Here is a 20,481-nt window from a genome sequence, read left to right on the forward strand (position 1 = left end):
TCCTTTCCGCTCAGGCGAGCCAGTCGGGAATCCGCTCGCGCGACAGCATTTCATCATATGTGGGGCGCGGGCGCACCACATCAAACCGTGAGCCGGAGACCAGCACCTCCGGAATCAGCGGCCGGCTGTTGTATTCCGACGACATCACCGCGCCATAGGCGCCCGCCGAGCGGAAGGCGACGAGGTCCCCCGCCTCCAGATGCGGCAGTTCGCGCTGGCGCGCGAACGTGTCCCCGCTCTCGCAGACCGGCCCGACGAGATCGACCGGCGCGACAGGAGCGCCCGGCGCCGGCTGGCGGAGCGGAACCACGTCATGCCATGCGTCGTACATAGCGGGGCGGATCAGGTCGTTCATCGCCGCGTCGAGAATGAGGAAGTCCCGCCCCTCGCCGGACTTCCGAAAGATCACGCGGCTGACGAGCACGCCGGCGTTGCCGACGATGAGCCGCCCCGGCTCCACCTCGATCTCGCAACCGAGATCGCCCACTGTGCGGCGCACCACCTCGCCATAGTCGAAGGGCAGCGGCGGCGCCTCGTTGGCGCGGCGATAGGGGATGCCGAGCCCGCCGCCGAGATCGAGCCGCCTGATGTCGTGCCCGTCCTCGCGGAGCGCGAGCGCCAGTTCCCGCACCTTCAGGAAGGCGGCCTCGTAGGGTTCCAGCGTCGTGATCTGGCTTCCGATATGCACGTCGATCCCGACGACGGCGATCCCGGCCATGTTCCCCGCGGCGGCGTAGATCGCGCGGGCGCGGGAGATCGGCACGCCGAACTTGTCCTCCGCCTTGCCGGTGCTGATCTTTGCGTGGGTCTTCGCGTCCACATCCGGGTTGACGCGCAGCGTGACGGGCGCGCGGAGCCCCTTATCCCGCGCAATGCGGTCGATTTCCGCAAGCTCCGGTTCGCTCTCGACATTGAACTGGCGAATGCCGGCGTCGAGCGCCAGGGCGATTTCCTCCGTCGTCTTGCCGACGCCTGAAAAGACGATCTTTTCCGGCGGGCAACCCGCCGCAAGCGCCCGCCGAAGTTCCCCGCCGGAGACGACGTCGCAGCCGGCCCCGGCGCGGATCACCACGCGGAGCACGGCGAGGTTGGAATTCGCCTTCATCGCATAGCAGACGAGATGCGGCATACCCTTGAGCGCCTCGTCGAAGACGCGCACATGCCGCTCCAGCGTCGCTGTCGAATAGCAGTAGAAAGGCGTGCCGACCGAAGCGGCGATCTCCGCGAGGTCCACGTCCTCGGCATGGAGCGCGCCGCCCCGCCAGTCGAAATGGTCCATCAGCGGCTCCGGAGCCAGAAATAGAGCGGCAATCCGCAGGAGACGCCGATGCAGAAGGTCGCCGGAATGGCGACAAGGTTGATCCAGCGGCGGTTCCGGACTGTCTCCCAGATCACGAAGAGCGTGAGCGCGACGGCAGCGATGGTGAGGTCGTAGACGAGCCCCGTCGTCGCGTCGTTCACGTTCCACGCCTCGACCATCGCGCCAAGGCTCCAGCCGAATTCGTTGAACCAGCTGACGAAATAGAACATCGGCACGATCGCGCCGACAATGGCGAGGAGAAGGAAGATGGTTCGCATCGGAAGCCCCCGGATCGCGCCGCCCGTCGCGGCCCCGCATCAGTTAGCGCCGGGCGGGCCGGCGCCCATTCATTCCGTCTCGGCCGCCGGCTCCGGCGTCGCCGGCTCGCCCTTGCGCCCGCAGGAGCCCATCAGCGCGGCGGAGATCGCGACGAAGATCACGATGATGAGGATGTTTCTGAGCCTCGGGTTCATGCCAGTCGCTCCTTCCACCGGGCGACCTGCTCCTTCACCCGCGCCGGCGCCGTGCCGCCATAGCTCATGCGGCTGGCGACGGAGGCCTCAACGCTGAGAACGGAAAAGACCGCCTCGGTGATCCGAGGCTCCACCGCCCGCATCTCTTCGAGCGTCAGGTCGGAAAGCTCCGCGCCCCGGTCCTCCGCCTTCTTCACCAGCGCCCCGGTCACGTGATGCGCATCCCGGAAGGGCAGGCCGAGCGCGCGCACCAGCCAGTCCGCGAGGTCCGTCGCCGTGGCGAAACCGGCGCCCGCCGCCTCGCGCAGCCGCGCCTCGTTCGGCGCGAGGTCGCCAAGCATCCCCGTCATCGCGGCGAGGGCGAGGGCGAGGCTGTCCGCCGCGTCGAAGACCGGCTCCTTGTCCTCCTGCATGTCCTTCGAATAGGTCAGCGCGAGGCCCTTCATCACGGTCGAGAGCGCGACGAAGGCGCCGAGGATGCGCCCGACCTTCGCCCGCGCCAGCTCCGCCGCGTCCGGGTTCCGCTTCTGCGGCATGATCGAAGAGCCGGTGGTGAACCGGTCCGAAAGCCGCGCGAAGCGGAACTGGGCGGAGGACCAGATCACCAGCTCCTCCGACAGGCGGGAGAGATGCGTCGCTGTGATCGAGGCTGCCGCGAGATATTCGAGCGCGAAATCCCTGTCGGCCACCGAGTCGAGGCTGTTCGCCGTCGGCCGGTCGAAGCCGAGCGCCTTGGCCGTCATCTCCCGGTCGATGGGGAAGGACGTGCCGGCGAGCGCGGCGGCGCCCAGCGGGCATTCGTTCATCCGCGCCCGCGCGTCGCGAAAGCGGGATAGGTCCCGCCCGAACATCTCCACATAGGCCATCATGTGGTGGCCCCAGGTTACGGGCTGCGCGCTCTGCAAGTGCGTGAAGCCGGGCATGACCATGCCCTCCCGCCCGTCCGCCTGTGCGACGAGCGCGCGCATCAGCGCCTCCAGCCCCGCCATCGCCTCGTCGCAGCGGGCCCGGACCCACATGCGGAAATCGACGGCCACCTGGTCGTTCCGGCTCCGCGCCGTGTGGAGCCGCCCCGCCGGCTCCCCGATCAGCGCCTTGAGCCGGGACTCCACGTTCATGTGGATGTCCTCGAGAGCCCGGGAGAAGGCGAAGCGCCCCTCCTCGATCTCTGACAAGACCGTGAGCAGCCCCTGGTCTATCGCCGCCGCGTCCGCATCTGTGATAACGCCCGCCTTGGCGAGCATCGCAGCATGGGCGCGGCTGCCCGCCACATCCTCGCGCGCGAGGCGGCGGTCGAACCCGATGGAGGCGTTGATCTCCTCCATGATCGCGTCGGGGCCGTCGGAGAACCGGCCGCCCCACATGGCGTTTTCGGGCGCGTTGCGGCCGGAATGAGGATCGGACTTGGTCATGCGGCCCCGGGGGTCGAAGGAGGCGGAATGCGGATGATGCGCGGTCTTTTCGCGGCGATGCTATACGGCGCGGCGGCCCTCGGCGCCACCCCCGCCGCGGCGGAGCTGGACGCGGCGGAGATCGCGGCGCTGAAGGCGTCGCGGACGGGGGACATGGAGAAGCTGATCATCCATGACGCCCCGCGCCCCCGGCTGGAGACCGCGTTCGAGACCGGTTCGGGCGAGGCGCGCACGCTCGCGGACTGGGAGGGGAAGGTCGTCCTCCTCAACTTCTGGGCCACCTGGTGCCCGCCCTGCCGCAAGGAGATGCCCTCGCTCGACCGGCTTCAGGCGGAAATGGGCGGGGAGGGGTTCGAGGTCGTCGCGCTCTCGATGGACCGCGCCTCGACGGAGCGGATCGAGGCCTTTTACGCCGAGGTGCCTCAAGCGGAAAGTGCGCCATGGCGCGTCTCCAACCTCGCGGTCTATCGGGAGCCGACGATGCGGATTGGGGCGGAGGGCGGCATTCTCGGCCTGCCAGTGACGCTGGTGCTGGACCGGCGGGGCAGGGAGGTCGCCCGGCTTCAGGGCGAGGCGGAGTGGGATTCGGAGCGCGCGAAGGCGATGCTGAAGGCGATCATCGAAGCGCTCGACTCGCCCGCCTCCTGAGGCGTCTTCGCCCTTCGCGCGCCGCGAATCCGGGTTATGCTCTGCGGAAAGCAGCCGCGGAGCCCACCATGCGCATCCTTTTCGCCCTCCTCTTCCTCGCCGCGCCCCCCGCATTCGCGGACGCGCTGGACAGGATCGCCGAGCGCGGCGAGATCCGCTTCGGCGTGCGGGAGGCCTCCGCGCCCTTCTCCTACCGGAACGAGGCGGGGGAGGCGGCGGGCCTCGCGCCGCGGCTCTGCCTCCGCGTCGCCGCCTCCCTCACGGAGCGCCTCGGCAAGCCGCTCGCGGTGAGCTGGGTGACGGTGGATGCGGCGACGCGCTTTTCCGCCGTCGAGGAGGGCCTCGTCGACGTCCATTGCGGGCCGATGACGCAGACGCTCGCGCGACGCGAACGGCTCGACTTCTCGATCCCCTATTTCATGGACGGGATCGGCGCCGCGCTGCGCCGCGATGGCGTGCAGGAACTCTCGGACCTCGCCGGCCAGCCGGTCGGCGCCCTGAACGGGACGACGGGCGTGGCGATGGCGGTGGAATGGGGCGCCCCCGGCGGCTCGCCGGTGACCCGGTTCGACTCGCACCGCGCCGGGCTCGAAGCGCTGGCGCGGGGGGAGATCGACGCCTATTTCGGCGACCAGGGCCTCCTCCTGCACCAGCTCGCCGTCCTGAAGCGGGAGGACCGTCTGATCCCGATCCGCGTCCTGCCGGACCAGTTCTCCTACGAGCCCTATTCGCTGGCGATGGCGGCGGGGGAGCGGCGGCTCAGGCTTGAGGTGGACCGTGCGCTCTCCGCGGCCTTCCTAACGCAGGAGGTGTTTTCCGACATCGAGGCGGAGCTCGGCGAGTTCGCGCTCTCGGAGTTCGCGGCGTTTCTCTATGTGCTGGTGGCGCTGCCGGATTAGGCGCTCATCGGCCCGGAACCGTTCCAGCGAGGCAGGTCTGAATAGGGGCAAACATCATCTTCGAACGGCACATGCCGTTGCCGGAAGCCCGCCCCTTCGACCGGTTCCGGCTCGCTGACCCGATCCATACGGAAATGCCGGAAGTCCTCACGCGCCGGGTCCCACGCCACCAGGTACCAGAGCGGCGGCAGGATCAGCATCGCCTGCGGCTCGACCTCGCGCCTCGTCTCGCTCCCCCCGGCGTCTCGGTAGCGGAACCTCAGCCGCAGGCGCTGGAGGAAAGCCGTTTCGAAGGCGGGCAGGAGGGCCGGGTCGATCGGCCCCATGTCCGAAAGGTGCTGTTGCGGAGAGAGTTTTCCGATGTGCAGGCAGGCCAGAAACCGGCGCAGGTCGCGCAGCTTGTCGGGGGGCAGGGCTCTCTCGATCTTGGCGAGCCCAGCGTCCGCGAGGCCGGAAAAGGGCAGGTTACCCGCCGCGCGCATGGCGGCGACGCTGATCAGGAGCGCAAAGACCTCCGTGACCGCGAGCCGGGCCGTCGTCTGCACCGACTGCGGATCGAGCTGGAGGCCGCCGCCACGGCCGGCCTCGGAATGAATGACGAACCCCTGGTCGCGCAGCGCGGCGATATCGCGGAGGACCGTTCGCCTCGACGCCCCGACCTCCGCCGCGAGCTCGCCGACCGTCGCTGACCCGGCGCGGCGGAGGCTGCGGACGATGGCGTCCTGTCGGGAGCGGATGTTCATGGCGTGACGATACCATCTTCGGTGACAGAATATGGCGCCATCGAAGGCTAGGCGGAGCGAGCAAACGAAGAAAAGGAGACTCACTCAATGCGACGCACAGCCGTGAATCCGTGGGAATGGTCATTGAAGCTTGGCTACAATCAGGCCGAAAGCGTCGAGGGCGCCGCCCGCCACCTCTACTGCGCGGGGCAGACCGCGGTCGACGCCGAGGGCGCGCCGCAGCATCCGGGCGACATGCGCGGCCAGATCGGCCTCGCGCTCGACAATCTGGAGGCTGTCCTCGCCAAGGCGGGCATGGGCCTCGGCGACGTGGTCCGGCTCGGCGTCTTCGCCACCGACGTCGACGAGGCGCTGAAGAACTTCGATCTTCTCGGCATGCGCTTCGGAGCGGCGGGCTCCGCTCCGCCGATGACGCTGCTTGGCGTCACGAGGCTGGCGGTTCCCGGCCTGATGTTCGAGATCGAAGCGACCGCCGTGGCCTGAAGCCGCCGCGACGGCTCCGCCGGCGAGCCCGCCGTCTCCCGCCCGCGAAGCCGGGCGGATGCGCGCGCCCCCTCCCGCAGGCGGGGGCGCGCGCCTTGCGCATCAGGTGATGTGCGCGCCCTTCGTCTCGACGAAGACGGAATAGAGCGACTGGCTCGCCGTCATGAAGAGCTGGTTCCGCTTCGTGCCGCCGAAGCAGACGTTGGAGCAGATCTCCGGAAGGCGGATCTGGCCGATCCGCTCCCCGTCCGGCGCGAAGACGTGGACGCCGTCATATCCGTCGCCCACCCAGCCGGCGGAAGACCAGACATTGCCGCTCTCGTCGCAGCGGATGCCGTCGGCGAAGCCGGTCTTGCCCTCCCAGGTCATCGAGGCGAAGCGACGCGGATTCTTCAGCGTCGCGCCGTCCACGTCGAAAGCCCAGATCTGGCTCTCGGCGGCGGGATAGTGGGAGACGCCGGTGTCGGCTACGTAGAGGATCGAGTAGTCGTGGCTGAAGCAGAGCCCGTTCGGCTTGAAGGGCGCGTCCGTCACTTTCGTGATGGCTCCGGACTGTGCGTCCACCCGGTAGACCGCCTCCTTCTGGATCGGCTGGACGGAGCCGGTGTTCAGACGGTTCCCCTCATAGTTCATCAGCCCGCCATAGCCGGGGTCGGTGAACCAGATCGACCCGTCCTCCGGGTGGACCACCGCGTCGTTCGGGGCGTTGAACTCCTTGCCCTCGAAGCTGTCGGCGATCACCGTGACAGTCCCGTCGTATTCATAGCGAACGACGCGCCGCGGCCCGTGCTGGCAGGAAATCTGCCGCCCCTGATAATCGAATGTGTTGCCGTTCGAGTTTCCCGCCGGATAGCGGAACTGGCGGGAGACCTTGCCGTCCTCCTCCGTCCAGCGGAGTTGCTCGTCGTTCGGGATGTCGCTCCAGATGAGGTAGCGGCCGACGCCGTTCCAGGCCGGGCCCTCGGCCCAGAGCGTGCCGAGATGATGCCGCCGGATCGGCGTGTTGCCGAGCTTGGCGCCGAAGCGCGAGTCAAGCGCGATGATGTCCGGGTCGGGATAGCGGACCGGCTCCGCGCCGGGAGCAAAATTGCGCGCGAACGCCTCAGGCGCCATGCCCGCGATCCCCGCCACGCCGGCGGCGGCGGCGAGAAAGGCGCGGCGGTTCAGAGCCTTGCGCTCTGCGGCCTCTTCCTTGTCTTCCGTGGTCATCGTTTCCTCCATTTATGGTTGTTGTGGGTCGAGCCCGGTCAATCTGAGCGCGCAGGATCGCGCCGCGTCAAGAAATCATTAACCCCTCGGGTCGCCGTGTCGTTAAAGTGACGTCCTGCGCGATACGCGCTTCGTTTGATCGCCCGCTGCGCATGGCCGCCTGTGCAAGATCTTTGGGAAGGACGATGTAATGGCCGTGATTGTCGTCACGAATACCGCAAACAGCGGATCGGGCTCGCTACGCGCCGCCATCGAGCTTGCGAACGGGACCGTGGAGGCCGACCGGGTCGTCTTCGACCCCGCGCTCTCGGGCGCGACGATCCGGCTCTTCGATTTCGACCCGGCGACGGAGCTGCCCGAGACAGGCGGGCTGCGGAACGGCGCGCTTTTCGTCTCTTCATCCTCGCTCTCGATCGACGGCGACATAGACGGCGACGGCGAGGGCGACATCACGATTTCGGGCGACGCTGACGCCGACGGCTTCGCAAGCGCGGCCGACGTGCAGATCTTCGCCGTGAACGGCGACGTGCCCGCCTTCACGCTCAACGGACTCAACCTTGTAGGTGGCTACGGCCGTTCGGCTCCGGATGCGCCGGGCGCGCCTGTCGTGGCGCGGGACGGCGGCATCGCTGTTTCCGCCATCGATTCCCGCGCGGGGGAGACGCGCGTCAGCAATGTCGTCATCGGCCCCGGCGAGGCCCGGGCCGAGAACGGCGCCATCGACGGTGACGGCGGAGCCGCGGCGACCGTGGTGGTGACGGGAACGAGCGTGTTCGAGAACGTGCTCTTCACCGATGTCCGCGCCTATGCCGGCCAGGGCGCAGGCGACGGGCGCGGCGGCTCGGCGGTGGCCGGGATCCTGAATACGGGCGACCTTACGCTCCGCGAGGTAGGCTTCACGGGGAGCTACGCCCTCGCCGGCGCGCGGCCCGAGGCCGGCCGCGCCGCCGTCGGAGTGCTCAACACGGGGACTGTGTCGGGCTTCGGCGAGGCCGGGCCGACCATCCTGTTCGGAGAGGCTGGCGGTTATTTCGGCAACGCCGCGATCGCGCAGGGCGGCGGCGTTATCGGGATAAACGAGTACGCAGGCGGCGTTACGACAGGGCCGCTGGAACGCGGTTTCGCCGGCGGCCTGCTCGACGACCGGTTGACTGTGGCCAGTCTCGGCGAAAACCGGCTTGTCGCCGGCTTCGCCGGCGATGACGTCATCCGCGGCTCCGGGGCGGCGGAGACGCTGCTCGGCGGTGCGGGGCAAGACCTCCTGTTGGGCGCGCGCGGGGACGACGAGATTATGGGCGGGTCCGGAGCTGACACCATTCGCGCGGGCGGAGGCGACGACTCGGTTTCCGGCGGCGGCGGCGGCGACCGGATTCTCGGAGGGGGCGGGAACGACCTGCTGCGCGGCCAGGCCGGGGATGACTTCGTCGGCGGCGGCCGTGGCGACGACACGCTTCAAGGCGCCCGCGGCGACGACAAGTTGCGCGGCGGCGCGGGTGAGGATCGGCTTGCGGGCGGGGCCGGGGACGACACGCTTGAAGGCGGGGCCGGGAACGATACGCTGGTTGGCCGCGCAGGGGCCGACTTGTTCGTCTTCGCGGCGGATCACGGCGCGGACCTCATCCGCGGCTTCCAGCAAGGGTCGGACCGGCTGGACTTCTCGTTCCTCGAAGGGATCGGCGACCTCACGATCACGCAGCAGGGCTTTTCGACCATCATCGTCCACTCGACAGGCTCGGTGCGGCTCGCGGGCCAGTTCGTCGAGGATTTTGACGAGGCCGACTTCCTCTTTTGAGCCGCTTGTGTGTCGGGCCGCCTCACTCCCGCAACGTCATGGCGACAAAGGCCGCCGCCTCGCGACGTACGGCGGCTGCGTCGAGAGGGCCCTCCTCCTGCGCCGCCTCAAGCCAGACGCCGTCCATCCACGCCTGGAGCGCGGCCCGCGCCCGCTCCCGCTCCCGTTCCGGAAGCAGTGGGCGGAGCGCGGCGGCGAAGAGGCTGCGTACGCGCGCGCGGTTGATCCGCTGGAGCCGCGCTAGGCGGGGCACATGCGGCGCGAAGGCCCAGAACTGCATCCAGACGGCGCAACGCTCCCGCGTGAAGAGCGCATCGTCGAAATTCGCCGCCACCGCCGCGTCGAGCCGCGCGCGCGGCCCCTCCGCCTCCGCGAGCCGCCGCAGCGTCGCCTCGCGCAGCACGCCGAGCAGCCGGCGCATTGTCGCCTCCAGCAGCCGCTCCTTCGTGCCGAAATAGTAGTTGATGGAGGCCGCGGAGGCGCCGGCCTCCCGCGCGATCTCCTGCATCGTGACTGCAGCGAAGCCGGAGCGGCGAATCGCCCGGATCGTCGCCTCGATGAGTTCATCGTGCCTCAGGTCACGGATTCGCCTTCGCGTCATGTCGCCTCCATCGTGAGGCTACCATATCTGTGCGACTATTCAAAAACTTGAATAATCATACAAGAAATTGGTCGAAGCCGACGCAAGCCCGTGCTAAGTCGTGCGTCATGAGGCCGCAACAGGCCCGCCCGGACCAAGGGGCTCGACAGGGGGTTTGCATGCTCACGACCATACTTTCCGCGGGGGTGCTGCTGGCCTTCGCGCTCGTCATCTTCATCGTGGTGAGATGGCCGAACCTGCGCTGCATCGGGGTGACGCCGGTGCCGCTCTTCACCTTCATCGCCATCCTCTTCACCTCCGGCCTCGATGTCGGGCTCATCATGTTCCCGCTCGGCGAATTCCCGGTCTACGCCGATACGGCGACGAGCCCGGAATACGGCTTCACCAACCCGCTCGCGATCGAGTTCGGGTTCTGGGGTTTCCTGATCTGGGCCTTCTACTTCCTCACCGCGTTCTATTTCTGTGTGATCGAGCCCCGCGTGCGGTTTTTCGAGATTCCGGCGGTACGGATCATCAACAACATTGTCATCATCGGAACCTGCGCCTTCACCGCAAGTCTCTTCCTAGTCTACCTCCCGTCATACATCCCGGAGATCGGGGATGGGGAGAGCGTGGTGACGACGTTTTACGTCATCGTCTTTGCGGTGATCCTCGCCGCAGCCTATTCCTCGACTGACATCAAGTACGTGAAGATCCTATCCGTCGGTTCGGTCTGGCTTTTCGCAGCGCTGATCCTCGGCCTCGCCGTCTATGGCGGGATGGGACCTGCGGCTTTCGCCTCGACCATATCCAACGTCGGCGGGTATTTCGCGAACCTGCACGAATTTGTGCTGCCGATGAACGAGTACCACGAGTTCTACCTCTTCTGGTGGTTCGCCTGGTCGATCATGATCGGCCAGTTCACCTCCCGCTTCGTCGGCGGGCTGAAGGCCTGGCAGCTGCTCGCCGCGCTGCTGGTGATCCCCTCGATCCCGCTAGCGATCTGGTTCTCCGTCCTTTATTTCTACCACGAGAACGGGATCGACACGACCGGCCTCGTCAACCTCGCCATGATCGTCGTCGGCGTCACCTTCGTCATCAATTCGCTCGACTCGCTGATCCGGCTCTATTCCGACAATCTGAATCTCACCGTGCAGCGCTTCGGGAAGGCGCCCTATGTGGTCGGCAACGTCGTCGCGCTCTTCGGCCTCACTCTCGCCTTCCAGACGCAATGGCTCCAGATTCAGTGGATCGGAGCCATCGTCGTCGGCATCTACTTCGCCTGTCTGTTATACGTCCTGACCATAAGGCGCGCGCAGGTCGCAGCCATCACGTCCTCTCCCGAAGGTCGGGTGCTGGACTTTGGCAGAATCGACAAGGTGAACTGATACGCACCGCCCGGGCGGCCGCGCGCCGCCCGGTCCCTACCGGAGACCTGCATGATCACAGTCTATGGCCGCGCCACCTCCTCCAATGTCCAGATCGTCATGTGGGCGATCGGGGAACTCGGCCTCGCATGCCAACGGCTCGACTACGGCCACAGCTATGGCGGGACGAAGACGCCGGAATACCTTGCGATGAACCCGAACGGCCTCGTCCCGACGGTCCGCGACGGCGACCTCGTCCTCTGGGAAAGCGGCGCCGTCCTCCGCTATCTCGCGGCGCGCTATGGTGCGGAGCCGTTTTGGCCCGCCGATCCTGCGAAGCGCGCCCCGCTCGACATGTGGGCGGAATGGGCCAAGACGACCTTCGGCCCGGCGCTTTTTCCGATCTTCCAGCATCTGGTGCGTCTGCCGAAGGCGCAGCGCAGCGAGGCCGCGCTCGAAGCAGGAGTGGCGGGCATCGCGCCCGTCGCCCGCATCCTCGACGCGCGCCTCGGCGCCGGGCCGTGGCTGGCCGGGGAGGATTTCACCTTCGCAGACATCGCGGCGGGCACGCTCCTATACCGCTACTACACCTTCCCGTTCCAACGAACCGAGACCCCGAATCTTGACGCCTATTTCGAGCGGCTGAAGGCCCGCCCGGCCTATGCCGAGCACGCGATGGTCTCCTACGAGCCGCTCCGCGCGCGCGACTGACGCATGGAGGCTGATTTCGTGATCGTAGGGGCTGGTTCCGCCGGCTCCGCCCTCGCCGCCCGCCTGTCGGAGGAGGGGCGCAATTCCGTGATCGTGCTGGAGCACGGCGGGACGGACGCCGGACCCTTAATCGCCATGCCGGGCGCGCTCTCCTATCCGATGAACATGGCGCTCTATGATTGGGGATACCGCACCGAGCCCGAGCCGCATCTCGGCGGGCGGCGGCTCGCCGCTCCGCGGGGAAAGGTGATAGGCGGCTCCTCCTCTATCAACGGAATGGTCTATGTCCGCGGCCATCCGCGCGACTTCGACAGCTGGGCTGATATGGGCGCCGAAGGTTGGTCCGGCGCAGAGGTCGCCCCCTATTTCGACCGGCTGGAGGCCTGGGACGGGAACGGGGAGGGCGATCCGGACTGGCGCGGCCGCGAGGGCCCGCTCCATGTCACGCGGGGCAGGCGAGAAAATCCGCTCTTCGACGCCTTCATCCGCGCCGGCGCCGCCGCCGGGTTCGAACTGACCCCGGACTACAACGGCGAGAAGCCGGAGGGCTTCGGCCCGATGGAGCGCACGATCTGGCGAGGCCGCCGCTGGTCCGCCGCCGACGCCTATCTCAAGCCGGCGCTGAAGCGCCCGAACCTCTCGCTCCTTCGCTGTCTTGCGCGCCGCATCCTGATCGAAGAGGGGCGCGCTACCGGTGTCGAGATCGAGCGCGGCGGGCTTGTGGAAGTGATCCGCGCCCGGAGGGAGGTGATCCTTTCCGCTTCCGCCTTCAATTCTCCGAAGCTCCTGATGCTCTCCGGAATCGGCCCCGGCGCTCATCTGGCGGAGCAGGGGATACCCGTGGTCGCGGACCGGCCCGGCGTCGGCGCCAACCTGCAGGACCACCTCGAAGTCTACATCCAGCAGGCCTGCACGGAGCCCATCACGCTTTTCCGGCACTGGTCTCTCTTCGGGAAAGCGATGGTCGGGCTCGAATGGCTCTTCCGCCGCACGGGCCCCGGCGCCTCCAACCAGTTCGAAAGCGCGGGCTTCGTCCGGTCCCGCGCGGGCGTGGAATGGCCGGACATCCAGTTCCATTTCCTGCCCATCGCCGTCCGTTATGACGGGAAGGCGGCGGCGGAGGGGCACGGTTTTCAGGCCCATGTCGGGCCGATGCGCTCCCGCTCCCGCGGGGCCGTCACGCTCCGCTCGTCCGAGCCGAAGGCGGCGCCCGTCATCCGCTTCAACTACATGAGCCATGAAGAGGATTGGGCTGAGTTCCGCCATTGCGTGCGCCTGACGCGGGAAGTTATCGCGCAGCCGCCCTTCGACCGCTGGCGCGGGAAGGAGATACAACCGGGCGCCGGCGTAGAGACGGACGAAGAGATCGACAGCTTCATCCGCGACCATGCCGAGAGCGCCTATCACCCTTGCGGGACCTGCCGCATCGGCCGGGCGGACGACCCGCTTGCGGTGGTCGACCCGTCCCTCCGCGTAATCGGCGTGGATCGGCTGCGTGTGGCGGACAGTTCGGTCTTCCCCGTCATCACCAACGGCAATCTGAACGCCCCCTCGATCATGACGGGAGAGAAGGCGGCGGACCTGATCCTCGGCCGCCCGGCGCCGCCGCCCACGAACCGCCGCCCGTGGATAAACCCGAGATGGCGGGAGAGCGACCGGTGAGCGTGCGCCTCTTCGGAGAGACGGCGGAGGGCGAACCCGTTCGCGCCGTGCGGATCGCGGGAGGCGGGCTTTCCGCAGAGTTCATCGAATGGGGCTGCGTGACGCGGGACCTGCGACTTGAAGGGCTCGACCGCTCGCTTGTCCTCGGCCTCGCAACCTTGCGGGACTACGAGGCGATGGCCGGCGGGCATGTCGGAGCCGTCGCCGGGCGCTGCGCCAATCGCATCTCGGGCGCGCGCTTCGTGCTCGACGGGCGGGAGCACCGGCTGGAGGAGAACGTGCCGGGCGCCACGCTCCATTCCGGCTCCGCGGGTTTCGGCCGCGCGCTCTGGCGGCTGGAGGACCACGGCGCCGCGCATGCCCGCTTCCGCATCCGGCAGGAAGACGGGGCCGGCGGCTTTCCCGGCGCGATCGAGGCGGAGGCGGAGTACCGGCTTGAGGATCGCGCCTTGCTGATGGTCCTCACCGCGCAGGCCGGGGCGCCGACGCTCTGCAACCTTGCGCAGCACAGCTATTTCAATCTGTCAGGGGAAGCGCGGATCGACGATCACCGTCTGACGCTCGCCGCCGGGCGGCTCACCCCGCTCGGCGCCGACATGTGCCCGACGGGCGACGTGCGGGCCGTCTCGCCCGCCGAAGACTTCCGCGAGGGGCGTCTCGTCGGCGCCCGCTCGATCGACGTAAACTACGTGTTGGCGGAGGCGCCGCGCGCTGAGCCCGCCTCCGCCGCCCGCCTCGAAGCCGGGCGCGTCATGCTAGAGGTCGAAACCACCGCGCCGGGCCTCCAGGTCTACACGGCGGACGGATTGGGCCCGGCTCTCGCCGCGCCCGGCGCCGTTCCGCCCGGCCCTCGCGCAGGACTCTGCCTTGAGGCGCAGCTCTGGCCCGATGCGGTGAACCGCCCCGGCTTCCCCTCCGTCGTGCTGCGGCCCGGCGAGGTCTGGCGTCAGAAAACCCGGCTGCGCCTTTCGGCCCGGGGTTAACCGGCCGCGATTTTCCCCCAGTGAAGCCAGTCCCGTTTGCGAATTGGCAACCGCGAATCGCGATGGTGACGCCGTGGTCTCGGGGGTGTGACATGACGATGAGTGTGGACAGCGTCGGCGCGGCGGCGGCGGAGCGGGAGGCGGGCGGCCGCCGCCGCGCCTTCGAGACGAACCTGAAGAGCGAACTGGCGGAGGCGCTGGGCGACCGGATGCATCCCGCCGCCCGCGCCGAACTTGTGCGGGCTCTCGGCGAGGCGCATGAGGCCGTGCGTCATGCGTTCGATGCGCGGGCGAGCTTCGGCCTGTCCGGGCGACGGCTCTACACGGTGATGCAGTTTGGCGCTCGTGCGCTCCTGAAGGGGCCGGACGAAGTCTCAGCCGGGCCCCTTTCGGCGAGGGTCTTCGCACGCATACCGGATGCTGCGCTGGAGGGCCTCACGACGAGGGAGCGGCAGACGGTCGCGGTCGCGGTCGAGCGTTCGGAAATCCGGTCCGTTCATCCTGTGGACCTGCGCCCCCGGTTGCGACTGGGCCTCGCCGAACTCTACGCTAATATTCTTATCGGGCGTGATCGCCGCGCCGGCGATCCCGCTGTGAAAGACGACCGCCGTGTGCCGCCTGAGGAGACCTTGGGCCTCGCCGCCGTCCTCGCCATTGCGGTCGTTTTTGCGGGGATCGGCCTCTGGATGATCGGCGGCGTGCTCGCCGGCGCAGCGGCGCTCTTCGCCGACCCCCGGATCAGCGCGCTCTGGAACGCCCTTGGCGGCTGAATCGGTTTCCTTCCCGGCTGACTCAGCCAGAACGGAAACCAAGGCACGAGGGCGATTCGAGCTGTCGTGTGTTTCATCCGGAGCGGTGCTCCGGTCCGGATGAAAACCGAACTAGCGAAAAAGCGCCCGTCCCTCCTCATTGAGATGCGGGGCGAAGCGGGCCGTCGGAACCCGCGCCTCGACCGGCCCTGCGTCCTTCGGCGCGACCTCGCCGGGAGCGAAGTGGAAGGCGAGGCCGGCGCCTTCCTCCATCAGGGTAAAATTGGAAAGGACGGCGACATCCGGAGCCGTAGCCTGCATCCGCGGTCCGAACTCGGGAGCCGTGCCGAACTCCCGTTCCATCAGCGCGCGAAGATGAGCCGAGATCGCTGCGAGCGCCTCGTCCCGCGCCGCGCCCCCGTCGAAGAACCGGTCGAGCCGCACCGGTCCGGTCCTGTCCCATGTCGCCGCCTCGAGGAGGATTTCGTCCCCCGCGCGGATCGTTCTGAGATGCGAGGCAAAGCCGCCGCCGGATCCGCGCGTCTCGTCCTTGAAAGTCACCGGCCGGGCGCCCGCGGCTTCGAGATCAGCCTTCGCCCCCGCCCTCTCGGCGGCGAGAAAGGCGGCGAAGGCGGGAAAGCCGTTAAGATCCTCCGCCGCGGCGGTGGCGGTGAGCGTGGCGAAGAGGAGAGGGGCGAGCCGCACCATACGCGAAGGAGAGCATGGCGGGGCCGGACCCGCCAGCCCCGTCTTACCGGTTCCCGCGCACCAGCTTCTCGTAGTCCTCCGCGATCGTGCGCGTCAGCGCGCCGACCTCGAAGGTATAGTCCCCGATCTGGCCGACGGGAGTGACTTCAGCCGCCGTGCCGGTAAGCCAGCACTGCTCGAAGCTCTCCATCTCCTCCGGCATGATATGCCGCTCCACCACCTCGACGCCTCGAGCCTTCAGGAGCTCGATCACCGCCTGCCGCGTGAGCCCGTTGAGGAAGCAGTCGGGCAGGGGCGTGTGGACGACGCCCTGCTTCACGAAGAAGACGTTGGCGCCGGTCGCCTCGGCCACATAGCCGCGATAGTCCATCATGAGCGCGTCGGAGCAGCCCTTCGCCTCGGCGGCGTGCTTCGACATGGTGCAGATCATGTAGAGCCCGGCTGCCTTGGCGTGGCAGGGGATCGTCTCGGGCGAGGGGCGCTTCCATTTCGAGATGTCGAGCTTTGCGCCCTTCATCTTCGCGTCGCCATAATAGGCGCCCCAGCCCCAGACGGCGACCGCCATTCGCGTCGGGTTACGGGCGGCGGAGACGCCCATGTCCGGGCCCGAGCCGCGCCACATGAAGGCGCGCACATAGGCGTCGGCGAGGCCCGAGGCCTTCAGCGCGGCCTCCTTCGCGGCGTCGATCTGCTCAGCAGTGTAGGGCGAGGGAATGTCCATCGCGGCCGCGCTGCCGAGAAGGCGCAGAGAATGCTCGTGGCCCTTGAAGATCTTGCCTCCATAGGCCCGCTCACCCTCGAACACCGAGGAAGCATAGTGCAGCGCGTGGGTCAGCACATGCACCTTCGCCTCCCGCCAGGGGACCATCGCCCCATCCAGCCAGATCACGCCGTCGCGGTCGTCGTAGGCTTCGCCGGCCATATTCTTTCCTCTCTTCGCCGCTAGGACAGCGGAGCGTTTCCCCGTGGATTCGCGAAAGTTTCGCAAACCGGCCCCTTTGGGAAATGAAATAACCCAAGGATTGTCGATCGCGTAGCATTCGGGTATTTCTAAGTCAACAAGGCTGACATAAAATGTGAGTCAGGACGACGGAGCAGAGAGGCCAACGCGTGCAGCAGGCAAACCGCATGAACCCGCCGCGCCCGAAAGCGCAGGGCGCGGCGATCCGCGCCGACCAGAGGCTGTTCCTGACGGACGAACAGCTGCGCTCGGGCGTAGAATTGCTTTTCTTCGCTTATCGCGACTTCACCGGGGACCCGGACCGGATCTTGGCCGAGCGAGGCTACGGGCGGGCGCATCACCGCGCCATCCACTTCATTCGCCACCGGCCCGGCCTGACTGTAGCCGGGCTGATCGACCTCCTCGGCGTCACAAAGCAGTCGCTCAACCGCGTGCTTCGGCAGCTCATCGCGGATGGTCTGGTGGAACAGGCCGTGGGCGAGGCGGACCGGCGCCAGCGCATCCTCCACCTGACCCAGTCCGGCCGCGAACTCGAGGCTTCGCTGTCGGAGACGCAGCGGGAGCGGCTGCGCCGCGCCTATCTGGAAGCCGGGCCGGAAGCGGTTGCAGGTTTCCGCGAGGTGCTGCACAGAATGATGGACGAAGGCGCGCGCCGCCTTGTGGGCGGGGCGAGCCGGTCATGACGGGAGGTAGGATGCAGACGGGCACTGAGCCGCCGGCCCACATCCTCGTCGTCGACGATGACCAGCGCATCCGTACCCTGCTGAAACAGTATCTGATCCGGCATGGCTATCTCGTCACCGAGGCGCGCGAGGCGGCCCATGCGCGGCGCATCCTCGCCGGTCTCGCTTTCGACCTTCTGATCGTCGATGTGATGATGCCGGGGGAGGACGGTTTCTCGCTCACCCAGGGCGTGCGGGACAAGACGGATTGCCCCATTCTCCTCCTTACCGCCCGCGGCGATACGGAGGACAGGATCACCGGGCTGGAGGCGGGGGCGGATGACTATTTGCCGAAGCCGTTCGAGCCGAAGGAGCTTCTCCTCCGCGTCGCCGCCATTCTTCGCCGCGCCGCGATCGTGCCGGCGAAGGACGAGCCGCCGAAGACGCTGGTCTTTGGCGAAACGCGCTATGACATCTCCCGCGGGGAGCTTTGGCAGGGCGACGCGCCTGTCCGGCTCACGTCCACCGAGGCCGCGCTCATGCGGGTCTTCGCCCGCACGCCCAACGAGGCGCTGACGCGCGCGCGTCTGGTCGAGGAGCTTGGCGGCCCCACCGGCGGCGCGCAGGAGCGTGCGGTCGACGTGCAGATCACCCGCCTCCGCCGCAAGATCGAGGCGGACCCGAAGAACCCCCGTTACCTCCAGACGGTGCGTGGCGAAGGCTATATGCTCACGCCGGATTGAAGTGCGCCTCAGAACCGCGTCGTGAAGGCGATGAGCCAGTCAGGCATGGCGTTCAGCAGCGCGGTCTCGACCGCCTTGTCCGCCCCGGAGAGGATCATCGCCCCCACAAGGAGGAGGGAGGCGCCGAAGGCGGGTTTCGCATAGCGGGCGAAGGCCTGGAGCCGCGCCTTGCCCGCGCCGAGCGCCTTCCGCGAGCCATAGGCGAAGCCGAGGATGGAGGCGGCGACGCCGAGGCCGAAAACGAGGAAGGTGACGAAGGCTTCGAAGAGGTTCTCCCCCCGGCTCGCCGCCGCGATCGCGACGCCGAGCGTCGGCCCCACGCAGGGCGCCCAGACGAGGCCAAGCAGCGCGCCGACGGCGAACTGGCCGGAGAGCCCCTCGCCCGTCACGCGGCCGAGGAGGCGGTTCCCGCCCGAGACGAGCGGGCCCGTGGCCGTGGCGAAGGCCGCCTGAGCCTGCGGCACAAGCAAGAGGACGCCCGCCGCGACGAGGACGACCGCCGCCCCCGCCCGCACCGTGGCCTCGTCGAGCCCGACCGAGAAGCCGAAGGCGACGATCAGCAACCCGAAGGTCGAGAACGAAAGGACTAGCCCGCCCGCCAGCGCCGCCGGGCCGAACCGGCTCTGCCCCAGCGCCGAGGCGATCAGGATCGGCAGGATTGGCAGAACGCAGGGATTGAGGATCGTCACGAAGCCCGCGACCCATGCGAGCAGCAGGGCGGTCATCCCGCCCGCCTCACCGGCCGGCGGCGAGGAGCACGAAATCGCGCAGACGGTCGCGATCCGTCTCCGCGACCGAGCGGTTCACTTCATTCGCGCCCTCGAAGACGATGATGGTGGACTGCCGCGGAACGCGGTGCTCGCGCAGAAAATCCTTGTGCTGGTCGAAGTCGAGGCGGACGAAGAGGACGCCCTCCATCGCCGGATCGGCGGCCAGTTCATCGAGGATCGGCTTCTGCGCCCGGCAGGTCGGGCACCAGCTCGCGGATACGTCGACAAGGATCGTCTTTCCCTCAGCCTGCGCGGCAGAGAAGGCCTCTGGCGTGTAATCCACCCAGGCCGCGACGGCGGGCTGGGCGGCGAGGCCGATGAGGAGAAGAAGGGCGGCGAACGCGGCGCGAAGTCTGTTCATGGCGATACTCCCTTTGGTTCGGGAGCGGGATGCCGTCGCCCGCGACCACGCGCCAGTCACGCCGCCGTGACCTCGCGGAGCGGTGATTTCGCCGTCATGCGCCCCGCGCCGCAGCCAGCGCGGCCGGCAGCGCCGCCTCGAAGGCGTCAAGATCGGCGGGCCGCCCGGCGCTGATGCGGATGCAGCGGTTCTGCGGCGCGGCGAAGGGCATCCGCGCGAAGATCCCGCGCGCGATCAGGCCCTCCAGCACGGCCTTCGCGAAGGCGCCGTCCGCCCCGCAATCGATGGCGACGAAATTCGCCGCCGAAGGCAGGGCGGTGAGCCCGTTCGCCGCGGCGACCCGCCCGATCCGCGCGCGCGCGGCCTCGACCTCGCCCCGCACATGGGCGAGCCAGCCCGGATCCGCCAGCGAGGCGAGCGCGCCGGCCTGCGCCACGCGGTTCACGCCGAAATGATTCCGCACCTTGTTGAACGCCGTGGCGAGCGGCGCGGCGGAGATGGAATACGCCACCCGCGCCCCCGCCATGCCCCAGGCCTTGGAGAAGGTGCGGAAGCGGATCACCCGCGGGTCCGCCGGGTCGATCTCCGGCGCCGTCCCTTCCGGAGCGAAGTCGATATAGGCCTCGTCGAGGCAGAGGAGCGCGCCCGCGGGCAGCCGCTCGACCATCGCCTCGATGGTCTTCCCCGGATGCCAGGAGCCCATCGGATTGTCCGGGTTGGCGAGATAGATCAGCCGCGCCCCCTCCCGCGCCGCGAGGGCGAGGAGCGAGTCAGGGTCCTCCCGGTCATCGACGAAGGGCGCCGTCACCAGCCGCCCGCCATAGCCCGCGACATGGAAGTTGAAGGTCGGATAGGCGCCGAGCGAGGTCGCGACCGTCACGCCCGGCTCCACGAACATGCGGTTCAGATAGCCGAACATCCCGTCGATCCCCTCGCCTATGGCGATATGGGCGGGGTCGACGCCGTGACGCTCCGCCAGCGCATGGCGAAGGTCGTGGTTCTCCGGATCGCCGTATTTCCAGCACTCCGCCGCAGCCGCCTGCATCGCCGCGACCGCCTTCGGCGAGGGGCCGAACACGCTCTCGTTCGCGCCGAGCCGGGCAGCGAAGGCGGAGCCCCGCGCACGTTCCTGCGTTTCCGGCCCGACGAAGGGCACGGTCGAAGGCAGGCTCTCCACGAGGGGGGTGAAGGCGGGTCCGGTCATGAGGCGCTCCGTTTCGCGGCGCGGCCTTATCGGGCGCGAAGCGGGGCGGATCAAGGGCCGG

General features: G+C 68.5%; 23 protein-coding genes. 11 read left to right on the forward strand and 12 right to left on the reverse strand.

The features are described 5' to 3' along the window. Positions 1 to 10 precede the first annotated feature (10 nt). The 4 genes from lysA to argH form a co-directional block, all read right to left on the reverse strand. Positions 11 to 1,279 (reverse strand): diaminopimelate decarboxylase, encoded by a 1,269-nt coding sequence (gene lysA / locus ACE37J_RS09470; protein ID WP_409710605.1) that lies wholly within the window; start codon positions 1,277 to 1,279, stop codon positions 11 to 13. Next, on the reverse strand, positions 1,279 to 1,578 hold the full coding sequence (locus ACE37J_RS09475) for a DUF2834 domain-containing protein (protein WP_409710608.1): 300 nt from the start codon (positions 1,576 to 1,578) through the stop codon (positions 1,279 to 1,281). Before ACE37J_RS09475 ends, lysA begins: the two co-directional genes overlap by 1 nt. Positions 1,579 to 1,647: 69 nt before the next feature. Beyond that, positions 1,648 to 1,773 (reverse strand): hypothetical protein, encoded by a 126-nt coding sequence (locus tag ACE37J_RS09480; protein WP_409710610.1) that lies wholly within the window; start codon positions 1,771 to 1,773, stop codon positions 1,648 to 1,650. Next, positions 1,770 to 3,185: an argininosuccinate lyase gene (argH, locus tag ACE37J_RS09485; protein WP_409710612.1), complete on the reverse strand. Its 1,416-nt coding sequence runs from the start codon at positions 3,183 to 3,185 to the stop codon at positions 1,770 to 1,772. The genes ACE37J_RS09480 and argH overlap by 4 nt, the downstream gene beginning before the upstream one ends. A 27-nt stretch (positions 3,186 to 3,212) precedes the next feature. Between argH and ACE37J_RS09490 the strand changes: the two genes are divergently transcribed. Next, entirely contained in the window at positions 3,213 to 3,833 is a 621-nt protein-coding gene (locus ACE37J_RS09490) for a TlpA disulfide reductase family protein (RefSeq protein WP_409710615.1), read from the forward strand. A 68-nt stretch (positions 3,834 to 3,901) separates the two neighbouring features. Beyond that, on the forward strand, positions 3,902 to 4,732 hold the full coding sequence (locus ACE37J_RS09495; RefSeq protein WP_409710618.1) for a transporter substrate-binding domain-containing protein: 831 nt from the start codon (positions 3,902 to 3,904) through the stop codon (positions 4,730 to 4,732). On the opposite strand, the gene ACE37J_RS09500 is transcribed toward ACE37J_RS09495, so the two are convergent. Beyond that, positions 4,729 to 5,475, reverse strand: a complete 747-nt coding sequence (locus tag ACE37J_RS09500) for a helix-turn-helix transcriptional regulator (protein WP_409710621.1) — start codon at positions 5,473 to 5,475, stop codon at positions 4,729 to 4,731. The two genes, ACE37J_RS09495 and ACE37J_RS09500, sit on opposite strands and share 4 nt — an antisense overlap. 87 nt (positions 5,476 to 5,562) lie before the next feature. Between ACE37J_RS09500 and ACE37J_RS09505 the strand changes: the two genes are divergently transcribed. Continuing rightward, the gene (locus ACE37J_RS09505) at positions 5,563 to 5,958 is read left to right on the forward strand and encodes a RidA family protein (RefSeq protein WP_409710624.1); all 396 of its coding nucleotides are present in this window, start codon (positions 5,563 to 5,565) and stop codon (positions 5,956 to 5,958) included. A gap of 102 nt (positions 5,959 to 6,060) precedes the next feature. Here ACE37J_RS09505 and ACE37J_RS09510 read toward each other — a convergent pair whose 3' ends face one another. Continuing rightward, entirely contained in the window at positions 6,061 to 7,167 is a 1,107-nt protein-coding gene (locus ACE37J_RS09510) for an SMP-30/gluconolactonase/LRE family protein (RefSeq protein WP_409710627.1), read from the reverse strand. A gap of 190 nt (positions 7,168 to 7,357) precedes the next feature. Here ACE37J_RS09510 and ACE37J_RS09515 point away from each other — a divergent pair, with 190 nt between their 5' ends. After that, positions 7,358 to 8,959, forward strand: a complete 1,602-nt coding sequence (locus ACE37J_RS09515) for a calcium-binding protein (RefSeq protein ID WP_409710630.1) — start codon at positions 7,358 to 7,360, stop codon at positions 8,957 to 8,959. A gap of 22 nt (positions 8,960 to 8,981) precedes the next feature. Here the strand turns inward: ACE37J_RS09515 and betI are convergent, their stop codons facing one another. Beyond that, the gene (gene betI, locus ACE37J_RS09520; protein WP_409710633.1) at positions 8,982 to 9,560 is read right to left on the reverse strand and encodes a choline-responsive transcriptional repressor BetI; all 579 of its coding nucleotides are present in this window, start codon (positions 9,558 to 9,560) and stop codon (positions 8,982 to 8,984) included. Between the two features lie 158 nt (positions 9,561 to 9,718). Here betI and ACE37J_RS09525 point away from each other — a divergent pair, with 158 nt between their 5' ends. From ACE37J_RS09525 to ACE37J_RS09545, 5 genes are all read left to right on the forward strand, one after another. Beyond that, positions 9,719 to 10,927: a BCCT family transporter gene (locus tag ACE37J_RS09525; RefSeq protein WP_409710636.1), complete on the forward strand. Its 1,209-nt coding sequence runs from the start codon at positions 9,719 to 9,721 to the stop codon at positions 10,925 to 10,927. A gap of 51 nt (positions 10,928 to 10,978) precedes the next feature. Then, positions 10,979 to 11,617 (forward strand): glutathione S-transferase family protein, encoded by a 639-nt coding sequence (locus tag ACE37J_RS09530; RefSeq protein WP_409710639.1) that lies wholly within the window; start codon positions 10,979 to 10,981, stop codon positions 11,615 to 11,617. Between the two features lie 3 nt (positions 11,618 to 11,620). Next, complete coding sequence (gene betA, locus ACE37J_RS09535; protein WP_409710642.1) at positions 11,621 to 13,279, forward strand: choline dehydrogenase; 1,659 nt, start codon at positions 11,621 to 11,623, stop codon at positions 13,277 to 13,279. Then, positions 13,276 to 14,262, forward strand: a complete 987-nt coding sequence (locus ACE37J_RS09540; RefSeq protein WP_409710645.1) for an aldose epimerase family protein — start codon at positions 13,276 to 13,278, stop codon at positions 14,260 to 14,262. The genes betA and ACE37J_RS09540 overlap by 4 nt, the downstream gene beginning before the upstream one ends. Positions 14,263 to 14,360: 98 nt before the next feature. After that, positions 14,361 to 15,032, forward strand: a complete 672-nt coding sequence (locus ACE37J_RS09545; RefSeq protein ID WP_409710647.1) for a hypothetical protein — start codon at positions 14,361 to 14,363, stop codon at positions 15,030 to 15,032. A 111-nt stretch (positions 15,033 to 15,143) separates the two neighbouring features. On the opposite strand, the gene ACE37J_RS09550 is transcribed toward ACE37J_RS09545, so the two are convergent. Both ACE37J_RS09550 and ACE37J_RS09555 read right to left on the reverse strand, forming a co-directional pair. After that, entirely contained in the window at positions 15,144 to 15,719 is a 576-nt protein-coding gene (locus tag ACE37J_RS09550) for an RsiV family protein (protein ID WP_409710650.1), read from the reverse strand. 43 nt (positions 15,720 to 15,762) lie between these two features. Continuing rightward, positions 15,763 to 16,641, reverse strand: coding sequence for a branched-chain amino acid aminotransferase (locus tag ACE37J_RS09555; RefSeq protein ID WP_409710653.1), 879 nt, complete (start codon positions 16,639 to 16,641; stop codon positions 15,763 to 15,765). A gap of 206 nt (positions 16,642 to 16,847) precedes the next feature. On the opposite strand from ACE37J_RS09555, the gene ACE37J_RS09560 reads away from it, so the two are divergent. Next, positions 16,848 to 17,363, forward strand: coding sequence for a MarR family winged helix-turn-helix transcriptional regulator (locus tag ACE37J_RS09560; protein WP_409710656.1), 516 nt, complete (start codon positions 16,848 to 16,850; stop codon positions 17,361 to 17,363). Positions 17,364 to 17,374: 11 nt separating this feature from the next. Beyond that, on the forward strand, positions 17,375 to 18,085 hold the full coding sequence (locus tag ACE37J_RS09565) for a response regulator (protein WP_409710659.1): 711 nt from the start codon (positions 17,375 to 17,377) through the stop codon (positions 18,083 to 18,085). 8 nt (positions 18,086 to 18,093) lie between these two features. On the opposite strand, the gene ACE37J_RS09570 is transcribed toward ACE37J_RS09565, so the two are convergent. From ACE37J_RS09570 to ACE37J_RS09580, 3 genes are all read right to left on the reverse strand, one after another. Next, a complete protein-coding gene (locus tag ACE37J_RS09570; RefSeq protein ID WP_409710662.1) occupies positions 18,094 to 18,810 on the reverse strand; it encodes a cytochrome c biogenesis CcdA family protein in 717 nt (238 codons plus the stop codon). Between the two features lie 10 nt (positions 18,811 to 18,820). Then, a complete protein-coding gene (locus ACE37J_RS09575) occupies positions 18,821 to 19,216 on the reverse strand; it encodes a thioredoxin family protein (protein ID WP_409710665.1) in 396 nt (131 codons plus the stop codon). 94 nt (positions 19,217 to 19,310) lie between these two features. Next, on the reverse strand, positions 19,311 to 20,420 hold the full coding sequence (locus ACE37J_RS09580) for a pyridoxal phosphate-dependent aminotransferase (protein WP_409710668.1): 1,110 nt from the start codon (positions 20,418 to 20,420) through the stop codon (positions 19,311 to 19,313). Positions 20,421 to 20,481: the final 61 nt, after the last annotated feature.

It is taken from the genome of Pikeienuella sp., from assembly GCF_046290545.1.
GTDB lineage: Bacteria > Pseudomonadota > Alphaproteobacteria > Rhodobacterales > Rhodobacteraceae > Pikeienuella.